18 protein-coding genes and 1 pseudogene are annotated in these 19,026 nt (G+C 34.5%); 8 read left to right on the top strand and 11 right to left on the bottom strand.

The window, feature by feature from the left end:
• Positions 1-82: 82 nt before the first annotated feature.
• Positions 83-982: a type I pantothenate kinase gene (coaA, locus tag KA845_RS07985; protein ID WP_002509029.1), complete on the bottom strand. Its 900-nt coding sequence runs from the start codon at positions 980-982 to the stop codon at positions 83-85.
• A 413-nt stretch (positions 983-1,395) separates the two neighbouring features.
• On the opposite strand from coaA, the gene larA reads away from it, so the two are divergent.
• The 5 genes from larA (at position 1,396) to KA845_RS07960 (ending at position 6,912) form a co-directional block, all read left to right on the top strand.
• Positions 1,396-2,658, top strand: coding sequence for a nickel-dependent lactate racemase (larA, locus tag KA845_RS07980; RefSeq protein WP_151508324.1), 1,263 nt, complete (start codon positions 1,396-1,398; stop codon positions 2,656-2,658).
• A gap of 16 nt (positions 2,659-2,674) precedes the next feature.
• A complete protein-coding gene (gene larE / locus KA845_RS07975) occupies positions 2,675-3,496 on the top strand; it encodes an ATP-dependent sacrificial sulfur transferase LarE (protein ID WP_002509031.1) in 822 nt (273 codons plus the stop codon).
• Between the two features lie 23 nt (positions 3,497-3,519).
• Positions 3,520-4,278 carry a nickel pincer cofactor biosynthesis protein LarB gene (gene larB, locus KA845_RS07970; protein ID WP_167867793.1) on the top strand — a complete coding sequence of 253 codons (759 nt, stop codon included), beginning with the start codon at positions 3,520-3,522 and terminating at the stop codon, positions 4,276-4,278.
• A 15-nt stretch (positions 4,279-4,293) separates the two neighbouring features.
• Positions 4,294-5,472, top strand: a complete 1,179-nt coding sequence (gene larC / locus KA845_RS07965) for a nickel pincer cofactor biosynthesis protein LarC (RefSeq protein WP_103388237.1) — start codon at positions 4,294-4,296, stop codon at positions 5,470-5,472.
• A 246-nt stretch (positions 5,473-5,718) separates the two neighbouring features.
• Positions 5,719-6,912 carry a M20 metallopeptidase family protein gene (locus KA845_RS07960; protein ID WP_167867792.1) on the top strand — a complete coding sequence of 398 codons (1,194 nt, stop codon included), beginning with the start codon at positions 5,719-5,721 and terminating at the stop codon, positions 6,910-6,912.
• A 205-nt stretch (positions 6,913-7,117) separates the two neighbouring features.
• On the opposite strand, the gene KA845_RS07955 is transcribed toward KA845_RS07960, so the two are convergent.
• The 6 genes and pseudogenes from KA845_RS07955 to KA845_RS07930 form a co-directional block, all read right to left on the bottom strand.
• Entirely contained in the window at positions 7,118-7,966 is an 849-nt protein-coding gene (locus KA845_RS07955) for a YitT family protein (RefSeq protein ID WP_225975826.1), read from the bottom strand.
• A 171-nt stretch (positions 7,967-8,137) separates the two neighbouring features.
• Positions 8,138-8,758, bottom strand: a pseudogene (locus tag KA845_RS07950) (nitroreductase family protein).
• A gap of 169 nt (positions 8,759-8,927) precedes the next feature.
• A complete protein-coding gene (locus KA845_RS07945; protein WP_210127935.1) occupies positions 8,928-9,713 on the bottom strand; it encodes a sulfite exporter TauE/SafE family protein in 786 nt (261 codons plus the stop codon).
• Between the two features lie 32 nt (positions 9,714-9,745).
• Positions 9,746-10,657 (bottom strand): LCP family protein, encoded by a 912-nt coding sequence (locus KA845_RS07940; protein WP_167867791.1) that lies wholly within the window; start codon positions 10,655-10,657, stop codon positions 9,746-9,748.
• Positions 10,635-11,144: a phosphatase PAP2 family protein gene (locus KA845_RS07935; RefSeq protein ID WP_002509038.1), complete on the bottom strand. Its 510-nt coding sequence runs from the start codon at positions 11,142-11,144 to the stop codon at positions 10,635-10,637. Before KA845_RS07935 ends, KA845_RS07940 begins: the two co-directional genes overlap by 23 nt.
• 82 nt (positions 11,145-11,226) lie before the next feature.
• Complete coding sequence (locus KA845_RS07930) at positions 11,227-12,402, bottom strand: FtsW/RodA/SpoVE family cell cycle protein (protein WP_002509039.1); 1,176 nt, start codon at positions 12,400-12,402, stop codon at positions 11,227-11,229.
• Positions 12,403-12,746: 344 nt separating this feature from the next.
• Here KA845_RS07930 and KA845_RS07925 point away from each other — a divergent pair, with 344 nt between their 5' ends.
• On the top strand, positions 12,747-14,093 hold the full coding sequence (locus KA845_RS07925) for an amino acid permease (RefSeq protein WP_021459270.1): 1,347 nt from the start codon (positions 12,747-12,749) through the stop codon (positions 14,091-14,093).
• Positions 14,090-14,995 (top strand): homocysteine S-methyltransferase, encoded by a 906-nt coding sequence (mmuM, locus tag KA845_RS07920; protein WP_167867790.1) that lies wholly within the window; start codon positions 14,090-14,092, stop codon positions 14,993-14,995. The genes KA845_RS07925 and mmuM overlap by 4 nt, the downstream gene beginning before the upstream one ends.
• A gap of 55 nt (positions 14,996-15,050) precedes the next feature.
• On the opposite strand, the gene rbsK is transcribed toward mmuM, so the two are convergent.
• The 4 genes from rbsK to rbsR form a co-directional block, all read right to left on the bottom strand.
• Positions 15,051-15,965 carry a ribokinase gene (gene rbsK / locus KA845_RS07915; protein WP_103388238.1) on the bottom strand — a complete coding sequence of 305 codons (915 nt, stop codon included), beginning with the start codon at positions 15,963-15,965 and terminating at the stop codon, positions 15,051-15,053.
• Positions 15,966-16,001: 36 nt separating this feature from the next.
• A complete protein-coding gene (gene rbsD, locus KA845_RS07910; RefSeq protein WP_021459267.1) occupies positions 16,002-16,406 on the bottom strand; it encodes a D-ribose pyranase in 405 nt (134 codons plus the stop codon).
• A gap of 23 nt (positions 16,407-16,429) precedes the next feature.
• Complete coding sequence (gene rbsU / locus KA845_RS07905) at positions 16,430-17,311, bottom strand: ribose/proton symporter RbsU (protein WP_103388239.1); 882 nt, start codon at positions 17,309-17,311, stop codon at positions 16,430-16,432.
• Positions 17,312-17,682: 371 nt separating this feature from the next.
• Positions 17,683-18,693 (bottom strand): ribose utilization transcriptional repressor RbsR, encoded by a 1,011-nt coding sequence (rbsR, locus tag KA845_RS07900; protein ID WP_002509047.1) that lies wholly within the window; start codon positions 18,691-18,693, stop codon positions 17,683-17,685.
• Between the two features lie 88 nt (positions 18,694-18,781).
• Between rbsR and KA845_RS07895 the strand changes: the two genes are divergently transcribed.
• Positions 18,782-18,964: a hypothetical protein gene (locus tag KA845_RS07895; protein WP_002509048.1), complete on the top strand. Its 183-nt coding sequence runs from the start codon at positions 18,782-18,784 to the stop codon at positions 18,962-18,964.
• Positions 18,965-19,026: the final 62 nt, after the last annotated feature.

Below are 19,026 nucleotides of genomic sequence, written 5' to 3'. Positions count from 1 at the left end.
TGCTTACTTGTATGAACCAATAGCAATTTAAATTTAATATGTTCACGTAATGCGTGCACTTTGCTATAAGTCAAAATAGTAACTAAAATTTATTGTAAGTTAAGCGCGTAATCGTATGATTTTCAGCTTTGTGTAACACTAAATCAGCTCTATTTTTAGTAGGATAGATATTATGCAAAATATTAGGTTCATTTACATTTGTCCACAATTGTTTAGCAATTGCTATTGCTTCTGTTTCCGTTAAATCTTTATATTGATAAAAATGTGATTCTGGTTTTTGGAAAGCACTTTGCTGTAGTTTTAAGAACCGTTCGATATACCACTTTTTCATTACTTCTAAAGCGACATCAAGATAAATTTTATAATCTATATAATCAGTTACAAGCTCTGATGCTTGGCTATGAACTTGAAATATATTCACTCCTTCAATAATTAAAATATCCGGTTGATGAATATAATGAAATTGCTCGACTAACCGATCATACGTTAAATGGGAATACGTATAAGTTGCAACTTTTTCCCCAGCTTTAATAGCTTTTAAGTGTTGGATGAGTGTTTTAGTTTCATAGCTTTCTGGAAAACCTTTTTTTGACATTATATTTTGCTCTAACAGTTGTTGCTTAGGTAAAATATAACCATCTGTCGTAATCAGATCTACCTTCCACGTTGGATTTTCTTTTTTTAATAATTCCAATAATAATCGCGCTATCGTACTCTTCCCAGCAGCCACCCCACCAGAAACCCCAATAATAAATGGTGTTTTGTGGTGTTTATTAAGTAATTTATTATGTACATAACTAATATAATCCATATGGCGCTGTGCTTTTTCTGACAATAAATCTATTAGAGGAAAATACAAGGATTTAATTTCCTGTTTTGTTGCATAATCGTTGAAACTAAGTATTTCTTCTAAGTTAATATCATCTAACTCTATATTTGTTGAACTTTGCACTTTTTGCCATTCTTCTTTAGAAAATTCCACAAGCCTAGCTCCCTTTATACAAACTGTTATACCAATTCATTCACTTTGACATAACTCACTTCAATATAATCAATCTCAACAAGTATAATGTAACATTCTCATGGTTTCAATGATAATTTCGAAATTTAATGTATCCGCTTTAATCTAGTATAGAGAGAACAGAAACTCATATTTTCACTAATGGTTAATACTATTTTGAACGTGCATGCTTGCCTAGGGCATAGTTTGAGCCTGTAGTTTCTCACTCATACTACTTCCCCGGGCGTCAGCACGTTTCAAAATCGCTGCTATTTATATTTTGTTTTTCTTGCAATATCAAATTATGAGAAATACTAAAGGTTTAAAATTACTGCAATTAGTACTATAATGTAAACACTTACATTTTTAACAACTACATTACTGGAGTGATGAATGTGAAGACAAAAGTTCTATATGGTAAATCTGACGTAGAGATCGATGTACCAGATCACAGTACTCTTATTGAACCTAGCACTATACCACCACTAGATAATGATGTTGAGTCAATTATGGACGCTTTAACGCAACCCATTGCCTCACCACCACTACATACTATGGTTAAAGCAACAGATACAGTAGCTATTGTGATTAGTGACATTACACGACCTACGCCTAATCACATTTTAGTACCATGTTTGTTGCGCGCATTAAGTCATGTTCCTAAAGAAAATTTCGTCATTATTAATGGAACAGGTACACATAGAGACCAAACAAGAGAAGAGCTGGTCCAAATGTTAGGTGAAGATATTGTAGCAAACATACGTATAGTACATAACCATTGCCATGACTATGACAGTCTGACCAAAGTTGGTCATAGTAAATACGGCTGTGATGTTTATTTAAACAAAGATTATGTAGCAGCTGATTTTAAAATTGTCACTGGTTTTATCGAACCGCATTTTTTCGCCGGATTTTCAGGTGGTCCAAAAGGTATAATGCCTGGCATTGCTGGCATCGAAACGATAATGACCTTTCACAATGCTCAAATGATAGGTGATATTCGTTCTACGTGGGGCAATATGGATGACAACCCTGTTCAAGATATGACACGTGAAATCAATGCAATGTGTAAGCCAGACTTTATGCTGAATGTAGCGCTCAACAAAGATAAAGCTATTACTAAAGTCTTTGCAGGTGAATTATATGAAGCACATGATCGTGGCTGTGACTACGTCAAAAAGCACGCCATGTTTAAATGTGATGAACGTTTTGATGTTGTCATAGCTTCCAACTCAGGTTACCCGCTTGACCAAAACTTATATCAAACTGTAAAAGGTATGAGTGCTGCTCATAAAGTAGTTAAAGAAGGCGGCAGCATTATTATGGTATCCGAATGTGCTGATGGCTTTCCAGATCATGGTAAATTTGCTGAAATTTTCAAATTAGCTGAAACACCTCAAGGTATTTTAGATTTAATACATGATCCTCAATTTCAAGAAATGGATCAATGGCAAGTCCAAAAACAAGCTAGCATTCAAACATTCGCTAACGTTTATGTTTATTCAAAATTGACAGACCAACAGTTACTAGATTCCATGTTGAAACCTACTGATAATATTGAGAAAACCTTGGAGTCATTAGCAAGAGAAAAAGGCAAACCTTTAACTATCGGTGTCATGCCACAAGGTCCACTTACGATACCTTACGTTGAATCATAAAAGAGGAGGATTAAAAATGCTAACATTAGAAGAAAAAAACAAACAACTTACAACAGTCTTACAATCAATGAAACGTGTTATAGTCGCTTTTTCAGGTGGGGTCGATAGCACATTAGTATTGCATAAAGCGATTGAAGTTTTAGGATCAGATAATGTTATTGGTGTAATCGTGAAGTCAGAACTTTTCCGCCATGAAGAATTCACACAAGCTACAGAGCTAGCACAACAATTAGGTGCGCACGTAATTGAAACAGAAATTGAAGAATTACAAGACGCAAATATTGTCAACAATACTCCACAAAGTTGGTATTACAGCAAACGTTTATTGTATGCACAATTAGACGACCTTAAACATAAATATCATTGTGCTTATGTGTTAGACGGTATGATTATGGATGACCTAGATGATTATCGTCCTGGACTACAAGCACGTGATGATTTCTCCGTTCGCAGTGTCTTACAAGAAGTTGAACTCTACAAGTATGAAGTCAGAACATTAAGCAAACAAGCTGACCTCCCAGTGTGGAATAAACCAGCATTATGTAGTTTAGCATCACGCATACCTTATGGAGAAACTTTAACTATGGACAAAATAACTAAAGTGAATGAAGCAGAAAAAATCATTTTAAATTTAAATATCAATCATGTACGTGTACGTTACCATAACAATATCGCACGTATTGAAGTTGCTGACGCAGATATTGCGACTTTAGTACAACACCGTCAAGCTATTAGTTTACAGTTAAAAGAATTAGGTTTTGACTATGTAACAATCGACATGGACGGTTATCGTGTAGGTAGTATGAATGAAGTTTTAAATTCCTCTGCATCACATTAAGTTATGAAAGGCTGCGTTAGAACATGACCGATAAGACAAACGATCTAGATGCAATTTTACAACAAGTACAATCGAAGCAATTATCGATTAACGATGCTAAAAGTCAGCTTAAACATTTTGATGATTTGGGCTTCGCTAAAATAGACCTACATCGTTCACAACGTCAAGGTTTTCCCGAAGTTATTTACGGCGATGGAAAAAGTGCTGAACAAATTGATGATATTATACACAGTTTAAAGTCCAACGACCAAACGATATTAGCTACACGTGTATCTGAAAGCAAAGCACAGTATGTATTAGCACGTCATCCAGAATTATCATATCACGCACAGGCTAATATTATATGTACACCCATTGAAACTATCACTCCTTCTACGCATTATGCTGCTATTATCTGTGCTGGCACTTCTGACTTGCCAGTCGCAGAAGAAGCTGCACTCACTGCAGAAGTCATGGGCATTGCAGTTAAGCGTTTTTATGATGTTGGTGTTTCAGGTATACATCGTCTATTTGAAAGTATCGAAGACATTCGTAATAGTTCAGTATCCGTTGTCGTAGCGGGTATGGAAGGCGCCTTAAGTAGCGTCGTATCAGGTTTAGTAGACCATCCAGTCTATGCAATCCCGACCAGTGTTGGTTACGGTGCAAACCTATCAGGGGTAACTACACTTTTAGCTATGCTCAATGGCTGTGCACCAGGCACAAGTGTTTTAAATATCGATAATGGTTTTGGTGGTGGCTATAATGCTGCCCAACTTATAAAGATGCTCGAAAAAGATTAAAAGAGGAGTTTTAGTATGACACAAGCAATTTATATTGATTGCCATGCTGGTATTGCCGGTGATATGTTTTTAGCTGCTTTAGTAGATTTAGGTGCAGATCCTGAATATATTACTGCTGAATTGCAGAAGTTACCTATTGATACATTTGATTTAAGCTTTACCAAACAAGTCAAACAAGGTATCAATGCCCAAACTTTAACTATCGACTTTACCGAAGCACACCACCATCGTAAAGCTGCTGATATTTATAAACTTATAACAGAAAGTACATTACCTGAACGTGTCAAAACACGTAGTACACAAATCTTTACTGAAATTGCACAAGCAGAAGCTAAAATACATGGCATGCCAATAGAAGAAGTACACTTTCATGAGGTAGGAGCAATGGACTCTATCATCGATATTATCGGTTGTTGTCTGGCTTTAGAAGATTTAAATATAGATTCAATATATTGCTCAACCATTCCAACTGGCCATGGTAGAATACATATTGCACATGGTATCTACCCTGTACCTGCACCAGCAACCCTCGAAATATTAACAGGTGTACCGCTGGCAAATTTTGACGTTGAAAGCGAATTAACTACACCTACGGGAGCGGCTATAGTTAAAAGTTTAGCTACACATTTCGGTCCTATGCCTGCTATCATACCAACAAATATAGCCTATGGCGCAGGTACAAAAGATTTTGACTTTCCAAATGTGTTAAGGCTTGTTCAATTCACAGCATCAGCTGCACAACAAGATACAGTGCAAGTGTTAGAATGCCAAATTGATGATATGACAGGCGAAACATTAGGAGATTTTTTAGATAGTGTATTAGCAAAAGGTGCATTAGACGTATATTACACGCCAATTTCTATGAAGAAAAATCGCCCTGCTATCGCCTTAACCGTAATATGCGAACTAGCAAACAAGCCTTTTTTCGAAGACTACCTTTTGCTACATACTACAACACTGGGCGTACGAAGCAGTACTGTCCAAAGACGTGTACTCGAACGTGATTTCGACACGCTGTCAACACAATACGGGGATATAACTATTAAAATTGCTAAGCTTGGGTCCAAAACAATAAAAATAAAGCCTGAATTTAGTGACATGCGCCGTATTGCGCATGAAACTGGACAGCCGTTACACCAATTATATTCAGAAATTAGTGCTGAAATTCATCAACACTATGGTCACCTTAACTAAATATCTTCATATCAATAATATATTAGAACACAGACGTACCCAATAATTGAATGAGAGGTACGTCTGTTTTTTACATTTAACTGAGATAAATCCCCCATTAAATTCAAACTATTAAAAAATACATTTGTTTTCATAATTGAAATAATAAAAGATTTAATTTAATATTTATATCATGCATAATTAAATAACAAACTATTAAATTATTGATTGTGCAGTTATTCAAAAGTGAAAGAAGCGTGTATGTTTATGAATTTGAAAGACAAGTTATTCCATTTAGTGGAAGATCAAGAACAAGAAATGATTCAGATACGTCGACATTTACATCAACATCCTGAATTATCATTTCAAGAGAGTAATACCGCAGAGTATATCAAAAACTTTTATCACAATAAGGATGTATCACTCACACAACCTGTATCAGATGCACATGCGATTATCGTTGAAATTAAAGGAGGTCAACCTGGTAAAACGATTGGTTTACGTGCTGATTTTGATGCTTTACCAATTTCAGAAGAAACAGAAGTGCCCTTCAAATCACAAAATGAAGGTGTCATGCATGCGTGTGGTCATGATGCCCATACTGCCTATTTATTAGGTGTTGCAAATGCACTAATCGAGGTTAAAGAAGAACTTTCTGGCACTATAAAAATTATCCATCAGCATGCCGAGGAACTACCACCAGGTGGCGCTCAACAAATTTTAGCTACTGGAGCTTTAACAGATGTTGATGAAATTTATGGTATCCATATTGTACCAGCTGTAGAACCTGATACCATTGCCTATAATAAAAATAATGCATTTGCTGGTAGTTCAACATTCACTTTAACAATTAAAGGTTTAGGTGGTCATGCAGCAAGCCCTCATAAAACACATGATGCTTTAATTGCAGGAACACAGTTTGTCAATGCTATTCAAACAATCGTTTCTCGTAGAATAGACCCATTAGAGACTGGTGTAGTAACTATTGGCGCGTTTGACGCACCTGGTACTGCCAATGTTATTCAAGATACAGTGACAATCAAAGGGACAGCCCGTTATTTAAATGACGACTTAGAGCAGTTTATCTATCAAGAAATTGACAAGATCGCTCAAAGTGTTGCACTAGGCTTTGATATTACGTATGACCTTGATTATCAATTTGGTTATCCAGTATTATATAATCATCCAACTCAAACTGACAACGCTGCTAATGTCTTAGCACAAAGCAAAGGCGATTACTTCCAACACCTCATAGAAATACCACAAGTTACAGGTTCAGAAGATTTTGCTTATTATTTACAACAAATACCAGGTACCTTTTATTTCATAGGTAGTAAACCATATAATGTAGACACACCTTATATGAATCACCACCCTAAATTTGAAGTCAATGAAGATTGTTTACTCGTAGCAGCAAAATCACTCATTGATATCACATTAGATCGTTTACAAAACGCATAACAAACGCAGACAAACCTTAGGATAGAGCCCCTAAGGTTTGTTTTTATATCTATTAGTTAATTTTATTAAATACCAATGGTCTTTTAGGCCAAATATTGACAGGGCTTTATGCCGACTCCTGCGGAAATAGCACAAGCGAAGACTACAGGCTGAGCTGTGCCCGCGGAAAGCGTGCACAAAAACTGCCAACAAAACCAGTTACTTTTTAGTTATTAAATCTTAAGAAGCCATTACCAAATACATCTCGAACATCATGTACAACAACAAAGGCATCTTGATCAATATCATTAATAATTTGTTTTAATGGTGTTAATTGATTTTGAGAAATCACCACATAGATGACCTCCATATCTTTTTGCGAATATTGCCCTTTACCATTTAATAGCGTCGCGCCTCTTCCAGTAGCTTGATAAATACTTTCACTAATCGCTTTATGCTGATGCGAAATGATAGTTACAGCCTTTTGTGGATTGAAACCTTCTAAGACGAAAGACATTGCTTTTTCTACCATGAAAAGCATCACAATTGTAAACAACACATTTTGAAAACTAATTGCTACCAATGCAGACACTACAACAATGATATCTAATATTAATAATCCTTTGGCAGGTTTCACATTAAAATACTTATAAATAATCATTGCGATAACCGATGTACCACCTAATGTACCTCCTGTATTTAAAATCAGACCTGTGCCAATCCCAATAAGTACACCACCAAAAATCACTGCAATAAATGTGGAATCAATACCTAAATTTATCCGTTCAGTCAACGTTAAAAATAAAGAAATAAAAGTAATCGTAAAAATAGTATAAATCGCACTTACTCTACTTAAATATTTCCAACCGATGATAATTAAAAAGATATTAATTATTAGAGTAGATAATGCCGGAGAAATAGACAACGTATATTTCAAAATCAATGAAATACCAATTGAACCACCTTCACCTAAATTTGTTGGAATGACAAATGCATTGATACCTACTGCTGCTAAAAAAGCGCCTAAAGCAATAAAGATAATATTTTTTAAATGCTCATTCATACTATTTTTCAGCCTCCTTTAATTCATTTTTAACACACAGCTTTAAATTATAACTGATTTAGAGATACTGTAAAACCTTATTTTCCCAAGAAAATAAAGTCGCAATATTAAAATAATATTTACATAATAAAAAGCACTCCCCACTATAGTGGAAGTGCTTTTTGTAAGATCAAATTAAGTCCTTTAAACATATTGCATAACTTTGTCTACAGGCATTCTATATGAAGCATGAGCTTCTTTAACACCTTTACCAACAGCGATAATTACAACTGGGACATAACGTGTCGCATCTAAGCCTAATGTTTCTGCGATTTGATCCGCTTCAAAACCACCAATTGGATTCGTATCATAACCATGTGCTTTAGCTACTAACATAAATTACATAGCAGCAAGACTACTATCAATTTTAACGATGTCATTCATTTGTTGCGTTGAAATACTATTATAAAACTCTGTTACGGTCGGTAACATTTGGTTTTTAACTTCTAATGGCATATAGTTATTTTCTACGGCTTTACTATAAATAAATTCACCATTTTCATGACATGCCATATCTCCAAAAATAACTACCATGGCAGAAGATGTATCATTTTGATTAGTATTAAATTTAATTAACGGACGTAACTTAGCTTTTCCTTCGTCACTTTCAACAACCATAAAGCGCCAAGGTTGCATATTTACCGAAGATGGTGCCATCGTTGCCTGGCGAATCATATCTTCCATTTCTTCGTGTGGAATTTTATATTGTTCATCAAAAAGTTTCACAGATTTGCGACCAGCTAAAATATCTTTAAAATCATTCATTTTTGTCACTATACTTTCCTTCTTTCTAATTATGCGTAGCTCAACTACTTATTTTTCACATAATCAGTATAATAAATATATTCGGTTCAGAAAGCAACTATCAAGATTCATTATACGTTGTCTATACAACACATATAGCAAAGTGTTAATTAACTTAATATTTCAGTTATTATAAAGCATTCACACCTTTAAAAACAAGATAAATACTCATAAGAATTAACACTATTTTTAATAAATTGGATAATTTAGCAGCATCTATACTTTGATTGATTTTAACTCCAATTCGCGTACCTACGAAACTCGCAAGAATTAAAATGATACCATACCCCCACAACACATGCCCTTGGACAATATGACCTACGGAACTAGATAAACTGGAAGTGAATATAATAATCATACTCGTAGCCACAGCAACATGTGGTGTGAAATTAAAGACGATAATCATTAACGGTGTCATTAAAACTCCACCACCTATGCCAAACAAACCAGCTGTTATACCAACAAAGAAAGAAAAACCAATCGCTAATGGTATATGTACATTTTTCTCTTTATCTTCAGTTTTTGCTGCTAAACGATCCTTAATAATTAAAATGATAGAAATAATTAGTAAAAATGCGCCAAATATGATGTTAAAGTAAACATCATTTAAAAAGCGACTTAAATATGCGCCAAATAATGAGCCCGGAATAATGCCGATTGAAAACATTATTCCGTGTTTAAAATCAATTGAGTTTTTACCACTCGCACGATATCTTAAAATGGAAAATAACCCTGTAAATACTAAAGTTAATGATGATATACCGATTGCGGTTTGTGTTGTAATACCTGATAATATATCAGAATTAGCCCCGATAAATACTAATGTAGGCACAATAATAATGCCACCACCTACACCAATCAGTGATCCAATAATTGAGGATACGACTCCAATTAAAAGCAATATGATAATCGCCATAGTTACACCCTTTCAATATGTATAGCATTAATTTATTTTAAATTATTTTTATAATTATTAATTTTAACACTTTTATCATCTTCATTTGCTTCAAAATACCAAATTCCATCATCTTCAATTAAGTTTTCACCATCTATTGTTGCTTTATGCATATTTTTAAGTGCAGGTTTATAGTTACTATACAATGATTTTAAATCTCCTAAGCTTAAATTTGTTTGTACATTATTTTCTGTCACTTTCAGTATACGGTTCAACGTTATCAAACTGTTGGACTGGTTTAATTTTTTACCTAATGCTTCAATAACTTGTCTCTGTCTTGCAGTACGTCCTTCATCTCCGCCAGCACCTGTTTCCTTACGACTACGTACGTAATCTAATGCTTTATCACCGGATAATGTAACTTTCTTACCTTCCTTAAAATTAGAACCATTGTAATTAAAAGTTGCATTACTAGTAACTGTTACACCATCACAAAGATCAATGAGTTGTTGGAAACCATCCATATCGACTGTCATATATCCATCTATTGGCACATTTAAATTTTGACGCAAACTTTCCATTGCTAATTTAGGCCCACCATATGCATGAGCGTGTGCCATTTTTTCATGACCTTCTATATCTGGTATTTCACTATATGTATCTCTTGGCACGGAGATTAGTTCAGTCTTCTCATTCTGTGGATTTATAGATGCTATTACTATAGTATCTGTACGTTGACCCGTATGTGTTTTTGCGCGAGTAGCATCAGAATCCACACCAAAAATGGCTATTGAAATTGGTTTTTGTGCTTTAATTTTGTGCTGTGTCGCTACAGTTTGTTTACTATGTTGTGAATCTTGAATCGCATTATTAAAATGAATTATTTTATATATTATAAAACTACTTATGACGATTAATAATATCAATAATATCATTATTATTTTACTTCTCTTGGTTATATTCATGACGGTATTCCTCCGTTTCTGTCATAGCTAATGATATTAACATAATAGCTATGACTAACAAGCTTCCTACAGTATCAGTAAGATAATGCGCATTAACATAAACACGTGACAGTATCATTGCACAAACTAACACAATACCAATAACTTTAACCCCTTTATGATGCGTAATTAATATGATTAAACTTACTAAAATACTTACGCTTAATACGTGCATACTCGGAAAGCTATACCCATCAAAAGCAACTGATGGTCGAGGTCGAGCAATAGCGTATTTCATAACGGTACCAATAAGAAACACACTAAAACACCAAAAACCATATAACCAAAATGTTTTGCGTCGATAAAAGTACAGACCTGTTAAAATTAATAATACTAAAATCAAACAATGCACTGGCGCTAAGATATCGGACAAAATACTAAGCCCTTGTTTGAAAAATGGATTCGGTAGTAAGTGCAGTGCAAGTTGATGTGCGTAACGATCAATCATGTCACTTACTCCAGTAATAATGCACATCAGTAATAAAATTAGTAATGCACACAACGAAAGCATGGAATAAAAGTTTTTCAATTTAAGCGCCTCCTGCATTTATTTTTCTGGCAACTGCCATTAATGTGCCAATTGCTAAACTGATACTTAACATGGATGAACCACCATAACTTAGCATTGGCAGTGTTACACCAGTTAATGGAATCATCCCTGAGACACCTGCTAAATTGATAAACACTTGAACAAAGATGTAACTCACAATACCTATACAGACTAATTTATAAAAATGATCTGTTGTTTTATTGGCATAAATAAGTCCTTTCACCAAAATAACAGCATAAATAATTAATACACAGACCACTCCTAACAATCCCATTTCCTCGGAAATAACTGTAAAAATAAAATCTGTATGTGGCTCAGGTAAATAACCTAGTTTAGAAATGCCATTACCCAAACCACGTCCCGTCAGCCCTCCATTGGCAATAGAAGTTAAAGCAGTGGTAAGTTGATAACCATCACTATTTTCATATTTGAAGGGATCAATAACGACTTGTAAACGCCTTAAACGGTAAACATTTTTAACATCAAAGATTAATGTGTAAATTATGTATAACAACATAGGAACTAACGTTACGCCCAATATTTGTAGCTTTATTTTATTTTTGATATCAGAATACAACAATATACAAGCAATAATTGCTACGGTTAAAAGCGTTCCACCTAAATCGCCTTGTAATAATACTAAAAATAGTCCAATTCCTAACAGTGCTAATGGAGGAATTAATTGCTTTACGCTATAATCTATTTTTAATGATAAGCGTCGATCAATAATGTAAGAAAGATAAAAAATAGAAGTTAGTTTTAAAAACTCTGAGGATTGTAAACTAAAAAATCCTAAATTAATCCAATTGCGAGAACCATTTATTTCTTTACCAACCAACACTGTAATTAATAATAGTGCTAACGTTGCTAATACGATGAATTGTTGAGTCCCACTCCGTTTGAACGCATTTAAATTTAAAAACAAACTAAAAAATAGCACAATGCCTAAACCTAATACGAAAAAGATTAATTGTCTGGTCATAAAATGATTGGCTTTAATTGGTAATCCATTAGTTAATGTTCCTTTAGATGCTGCAACCATACTCGCACTATAAACCATTACAACACCTACTAAGCCCAATAAGATATAACACAGGATTAAACTAAAATCTAAATACTTCACCTTCTCCCAAATTTTCAAAATGACTTGCTTCATATGCTCACCTCAGTACATTTGCTATACTTTAGTAAAACAAAATGCAAGTTTTAGCACAATCATACTTTAGGACTACCTAACTTTTTTATAAACATAGGCTAAAATTAGTTTTGCACCATATATCTACTCTATTCAATACAACTACTATTTCTACTGTTCGTCTAATCAGTGGCACCCCATACTGCATTATTCAAAAAACTTAATTGTTTTATATACTTAATAAATTTATTTTCTTAAAAAATATTTTCAAAAAGCGATTGACTAAATTTTCAGAAAACAATACAATTGATGATTATATTTAAAATTACGTTTTTTAATTAAGTTACGATGTGAGGAGCACTGTTATGCAACAACACGATAGTTTTAAACGCACCATGAAACAACGACATTTAATGTTACTTAGTTTTGGTGGCGTAATTGGTACAGGATTATTTTTAAGTTCAGGTTATACTTTGCAACAAGCAGGACCATTAGGTACAGTTCTCTCCTATATAATTGGTGCTGTACTCGTATATCTAGTTATGCTGTGCTTGGGACAACTAGCAATTAAACACCCCGTTACCGGAGGTTTTCATGTTTATGCGAGTCGTTATATCCACCCAGCTGTAGGTTACATTGTAGCTTGGTTTTATTGGCTAACTTGGACAGTAGCTTTAGGTTCAGAATTTACTGCTGTCGGTCTATTAATGCAAAAATGGTTACCCGATGTTCCCGTTTATATTTTTTCTACGATTGCCATTATTCTAGTATTAGTGTTTAATATCATTTCTACACGCTTTTATGCCGAAGTGGAATTTTACTTTTCTTTAGTTAAGGTTATAGCTATCATTGCGTTTATTATTTTAGGTATTGCTGTAATTATTGGTTTGATTAACTATGATGGCTACCAAGGTAGTAGCACTATTATAGAACGTTATACACAACCAACTTTCCCTAATGGTTTAGGCGCAGTATTTTTAACTATGTTAGCAGTAAATTATGCTTTTAGTGGAACAGAATTAATAGGTATTGCTGCTGGAGAAACTGAAGCTCCAGCACAAGTTATTCCTAAAGCCATTCGTGCAACACTATGGCGTCTTATTATTTTCTTCATAGGCACAATGGTAGTCATCTCAATTTTGATTCCTAGTTACCAAGGAAAATCATTAGAAAGTCCTTTTGTTGTGATTTTTCAACGTATTGGTATTCCATTTGCTGGTGATATTATGAATATCGTTATTATTACAGCCTTACTGTCTGCTGCTAATTCAGGGTTATATGCAGCTAGTAGAATGATTTGGAGCTTAGCGAATGAGGGCATGTTCCCGCAATGGTTTGGAGTCTTAAACCGAGCTAAATTACCTATTCGCGCTATACTTTTTAGTATGCTCGGTGGCTTACTGTCATTATTATCTAGTGTTTATGTCGCTGATACACTGTATGTCGTTTTAGTCTCAATAGCCGGGTTGGCAGTCGTTATTGTCTGGATGAGTATTTGTATTTCTTACTTTAATGCTAAACGCCTTGAACCTTCACTTAAAATACATCAAAGTGTCCCTATCATTGCCTTTATTCTTTGTTTCATTTCATGTATTGGAATGATTTTTGATAGTAATCAAGCGCCAGCATTGTATTTCGGTATACCATTTGCTGTACTAGCACTACTTTACTATTACTTTAAATACAACCGTAAGGAGTCGACAAATCTATGAGACTAAAAGATAAATTATTACTAAAACGCCCGTTAATCTTAGATGGTGGTCTAGCAACTACGTTAGAATCATATGGTTGTAACTTAAACACCTCACTGTGGTCGAGTGAAATATTAAAAAATGATCCAGCAAAAATCCAACAAGCCCATGCTGATTTTACACAAGCAGGTGCGGATATATTGCTGACAAGTACTTATCAAGCTAGTTATGCTACATTTTCAGCTATAGGTTTGAGTGATGCCGCTATCGATGCATTAATCGCTGATGCTGTTTATCAAGTTAAACAAGCAACTACAGAACAACAAGTTATTGTAGGTAGCTTAGGTCCTTATGGTGCTTATTTGAGCGATGGCTCTGAGTATACTGGCACTTATAATATCTCTAGGTCAGATTATGTCGACTTTCATCGTCAGCGCATCGACAGCCTAATTGCACAAGGCGTGCATGATTTTGTTTTCGAAACTATACCAAGCTTTGCAGAAATCCAAGCCATTGTGACAGCAATTATCCCTCTTTATAATCAAAAACAGACATTTTGGTTATCTGTAACAGTGGATGATGCCGGTAATTTATCAGACGGAACAGCTTTCGAAACGTTGCGAGATTACTTACAAGATTACGACCCTATATTACCTATATTTGGCATTAATTGTTCTACTGTTACTGGAATTAATAACACTATAGCTAGAGGATTATTGTCATTACCGCAAACTATCGCCTTATATCCTAATGGTGGCGCACATTATGATGCTGAGTCGAAAACTTGGTCTTCTGACAGTAATGAACAAGCAATTTTGGATTGTGTTACGAGCTGGGCACAACAAAATGTAGCTATTATTGGAGGGTGTTGTCAGACAACACCTCAAACCATCAAACGTATTGTTGCAAAATTAAATCGTTAAATTTCATAATAAAAAAGTCCGAGGCATATTACCTCGGACTTTATTTATTTAATTATTATTGCTCTAACACAGTAACTTCCTCAGGAATAGATTTTTGAGCTCCTTCTGTCTGTACTGCAATAGAGGCCGCTTTATTAGCATAAGTAATAGCTTCTTCAATATTAAAGTTTTCCATATTCAATCGGCTTGCAAATGCACCAATAAAAGTATCCCCTGCTGCAGTAGTATCTACAGCATGTACTTTAACTGCTGGAATTAAATTAGCATCCTCTTTTGTAGCATAATAAGTACCTTGCTCACCTAATGTAATTAATACTACTTGCATACCTAATGATAAGAAATAATCAGCATTTTTATGCATTGAATCACGATCAGTCACTGGAATACCACTTAATAATTCTGCTTCTGATTCATTAGGAATAATAATATCTGTTAATTGCAAGAGTGCTTTAGATAATTCACTTGCAGGCGCTGGATTCAAGATTGTTGTTACGTCATGTTGACGTGCAATCGTAAATGCTTTAATAATAGCTGGCACCGGTACTTCTAATTGCGCAATAATATAGTCAGCGTTAGCAATAGCCGCTTCAGCTTGCTCTACATCTTGTTCATTTAAAGTCATGTTAGCTCCACCATAAACAAGAATTGTATTTTGACCAGCTTCATCTATAGTAATAAATGCTTGTCCTGTTTCTGCTTCATCCGTTGTAATAATATAATCTGTATTCATTTGTGCAGCTTGGAAATCTTCTAACATGAAATTAGCATCTCCATCACTGCCAATTTTTGAGATGAATGTAGTTTGTGCATTAGAACGTGCTGTCGCTAATGCTTGGTTCGCACCTTTGCCCCCACCATATATTTTTTGCGCATTATCTACATGTAATGTTTCACCAGGTTTAGCAAATCGTGCTACATTGATAATCTTATCTACATTTGTAGAACCGATAATTACTACTTTATTCGTCATAGTGTTTTCTCCTTTACTGTTCAAACTTAATCCCTATTAAAATGTTACATTACATTCCAAAGCAATATTAGAAAATGGTGTTATTTCTCCTGTACGAATATTGGCTTTTGTTAAAGTATGTGTTAAATTTTGTTTCATTTCATCATGTGGAATAAATTCAATTGTTACATCTTCGTCTAACAACTCTTTTATTGCTACTAATTGATCTGGATTCGCTGTTTTAATTTCTTCGGCCAAATAAACCTTTTGTACTTTAACTTCACTTAACACATTACTCAACATAGCAATAAATGTCGGTAATTCTTTTTCTATCGCTAAATCGATACGACGATCATCATTCGGAATCGGCATGCCCGCATCATTTATTGTAATTAAATCAAAATGACCTAATGTTGCTATTGCATGTGACACATGACTATTTAATACTCGATTTTTTTTCATTACACTCTCTCCCTTAGATTATACTATTTTATAAATACCGTAACAGTTGCTGCAGCTAAAATTAATACTAAACCTATAATAGTAATTACTAGCTCTTTTGGCGTTTTCTTCTGTTTTAAGAAATAAATACCTGTTAATGTAGCTAATACGACAGAAGTTTGTGACAAGACAAATCCTGTAGCTAAGCCATTCATATCTGGTTGAGCAGAAATTAAATATGTTAATGCAGCAAATGCGAAGAAGAAACCAGAAATAATTTGCTTCCAACTGACACTTTCTGTAAATGCATTTTGGTGTTTTAAATTCATCAATGCGTATACTACTGCTACAATTACCATTCCCATCGCTTGTGGTAAGAAGGCTTGCATACCTCCAATATCTGTTGCTTGTGGCGCAGCAGAATATGCCCAATAACCAATTTCACCAATTAGTAGTAAAATAACTGCACGTTTTAAATTCTTACTATATTGTGATTCTTGTGTTTCTTTCCAAACTGTCATTCGCGCACCTATTAAAATAACAAGCAATGCAGTAAAACCAATAATTTTATTCGTTACTCCAGGCCAGTCGCCTAATGCAAACACGCCCCATAATGAAGCTCCCAATAATTGGAAAGCTGTAGTAATAGGCATTGCTTTTGATGATCCTATTAATGCAAAAGCTTTAAATGTAATAATTTGTCCAAATGCCCAACCTGCACCTGAAATTAAAGAAAATACTAAATCCATTCCTGTCGGCAGCGACATTCCTTGAATTAATGCAAAAACTGCTGCAAAAATCAATGTTCCTACAGTTGCACCAAAAATTTGGTTTACTGGTTTCCCGCCATATAATGATGCAATCGTTGGAAATAACCCCCAACCTAGTAACGGACCTAATCCGACTAACAACGCTATAATATCCATATGACACCTCTATATCTAAAATTATGTGTGTTTATTATTAGGTAAAACGATTTAGTAAAACGTTTTACTAGATTTATAATACCACTATTTTTATTTTTTGTATACGCTTTCATTAATATTTTTCAATTTTACCATGTTGACTTTACGTTACATCGTGCTTATTTTTGTTGTCACACAGGGTCTTAAACTAAATGTTTGCGCACTGTTTTTTGCTCACAAAAACATTTAATTTGTAGTAATAAAAATAACCTAGTCGTTATAGACGACTAGGTTATTGCACAATTACATTATTCAATTTACGACCACATTTTATGTAAATTCCTTTAACCTCATTTGTAATAGCGTTAATTATGTATAAATACGTGTTTATCTTAACTGTTATCCAAGTTGGCACGTGCCGTAGTCGCTCTTACTATAAGTTCACTCGGCAAGACTATAGATTGTTGGTCACGGTGAGTTAATGTGCTGTCTAACTTGTCCATAATTAATTGCAAAGCCACTTCTCCGATTGTTTCTATCGGTTGTGCAACCGTAGTCAGTGCAGGTGTCATGTATTGAGCAATATCGATATCATCAAAGCCTACAATCGATACATCTTGAGGCACTTGCCATCCTTTATCAGCCAAGCCTCTAATAATACCAATAGCCATTTCATCATTCGTTGCAAACACTGCCGTAGAATGTGATGCAATAATATCGTCGACGGCTGCATATCCTCCTGCTTTCGATAAAGTGCTTTCAATCACTTTAGGTGTTGCCACATTATGTGATTGGCAATAGTGTTTAAAGCCTTCCATACGCAAGTTCATATTACTCGTTAGATGAGCAGGTTGGACGATTGTAAGCTGCTTATGACCTAACTCAATCAAATGACGTGCTGCTAACTCTCCACCACCTGTTTCATGCGTACGTACAATGTCTGTAAAGCCATGGTCATCACTTTGGTCTAATACTACATATGGTATTCTATGCGTAGTTAAATAATTATTTAAACGTTCAGGGTTTTTAATCATTTGCGCAATAATCAAACCATCCATCCCACGTTCTACTAAATGCATGATACCTGCTTCAATATCTTCTTCAGGCGCTGTCAAAAAGAACAAATCTACATCAGCTTCTTTGTTTGCATCCATCGATTGCATCATCGTAGAGAAAAATGGGTTAGCCAAATTCGGTAATAACACACCTATTAATTTAGTTTTACTGCCTCTTAATTGTTGCGCATTTTTATTTGGCAAGTAACCTAGCTTTTGTTTAGCAGCAAGTACTTTTTCGATAGTATCAGTAGTAAAGCGATCACGCTTGTCGTTTAATACTTGCGATACTGTTGTTAAAGATACACCTGCTTCTTTAGCTACATCTTTGATAGAGACCTTTTTCATGTAGTAACACCCTCCTTATCTTCCAATTGTCCATTTAATGATAACTTTAAAACTTATACACTTGCAACAGAGACTCCAGATTTATCTAATGGTATCTTTTTTATCTTCTGTTAATTTAGGTACTACTGTTGGCACTTTTATTGCTGGTTTATTCATAGCTACATTAGGTTCTAACTATGTCATATTGATTGGCATACTTGCCTGTTTTATTAATGTCGCTATGATCGTCGTTAGAAATAACATGATGAAATATAATGAACAATGCAGTTAACGCTCAAATTTCTGTATAAAATACACTTGTAAATAATTATATAGTTTACTAACTATATGACT

This window comes from Staphylococcus sp. GDX8P114P-2, from assembly GCF_017892945.1.
GTDB lineage: Bacteria > Bacillota > Bacilli > Staphylococcales > Staphylococcaceae > Staphylococcus > Staphylococcus arlettae.
The sequence above is the reverse complement of the archived record's forward strand: the minus strand, read 5'-3'. Positions and strand labels throughout refer to the sequence as shown.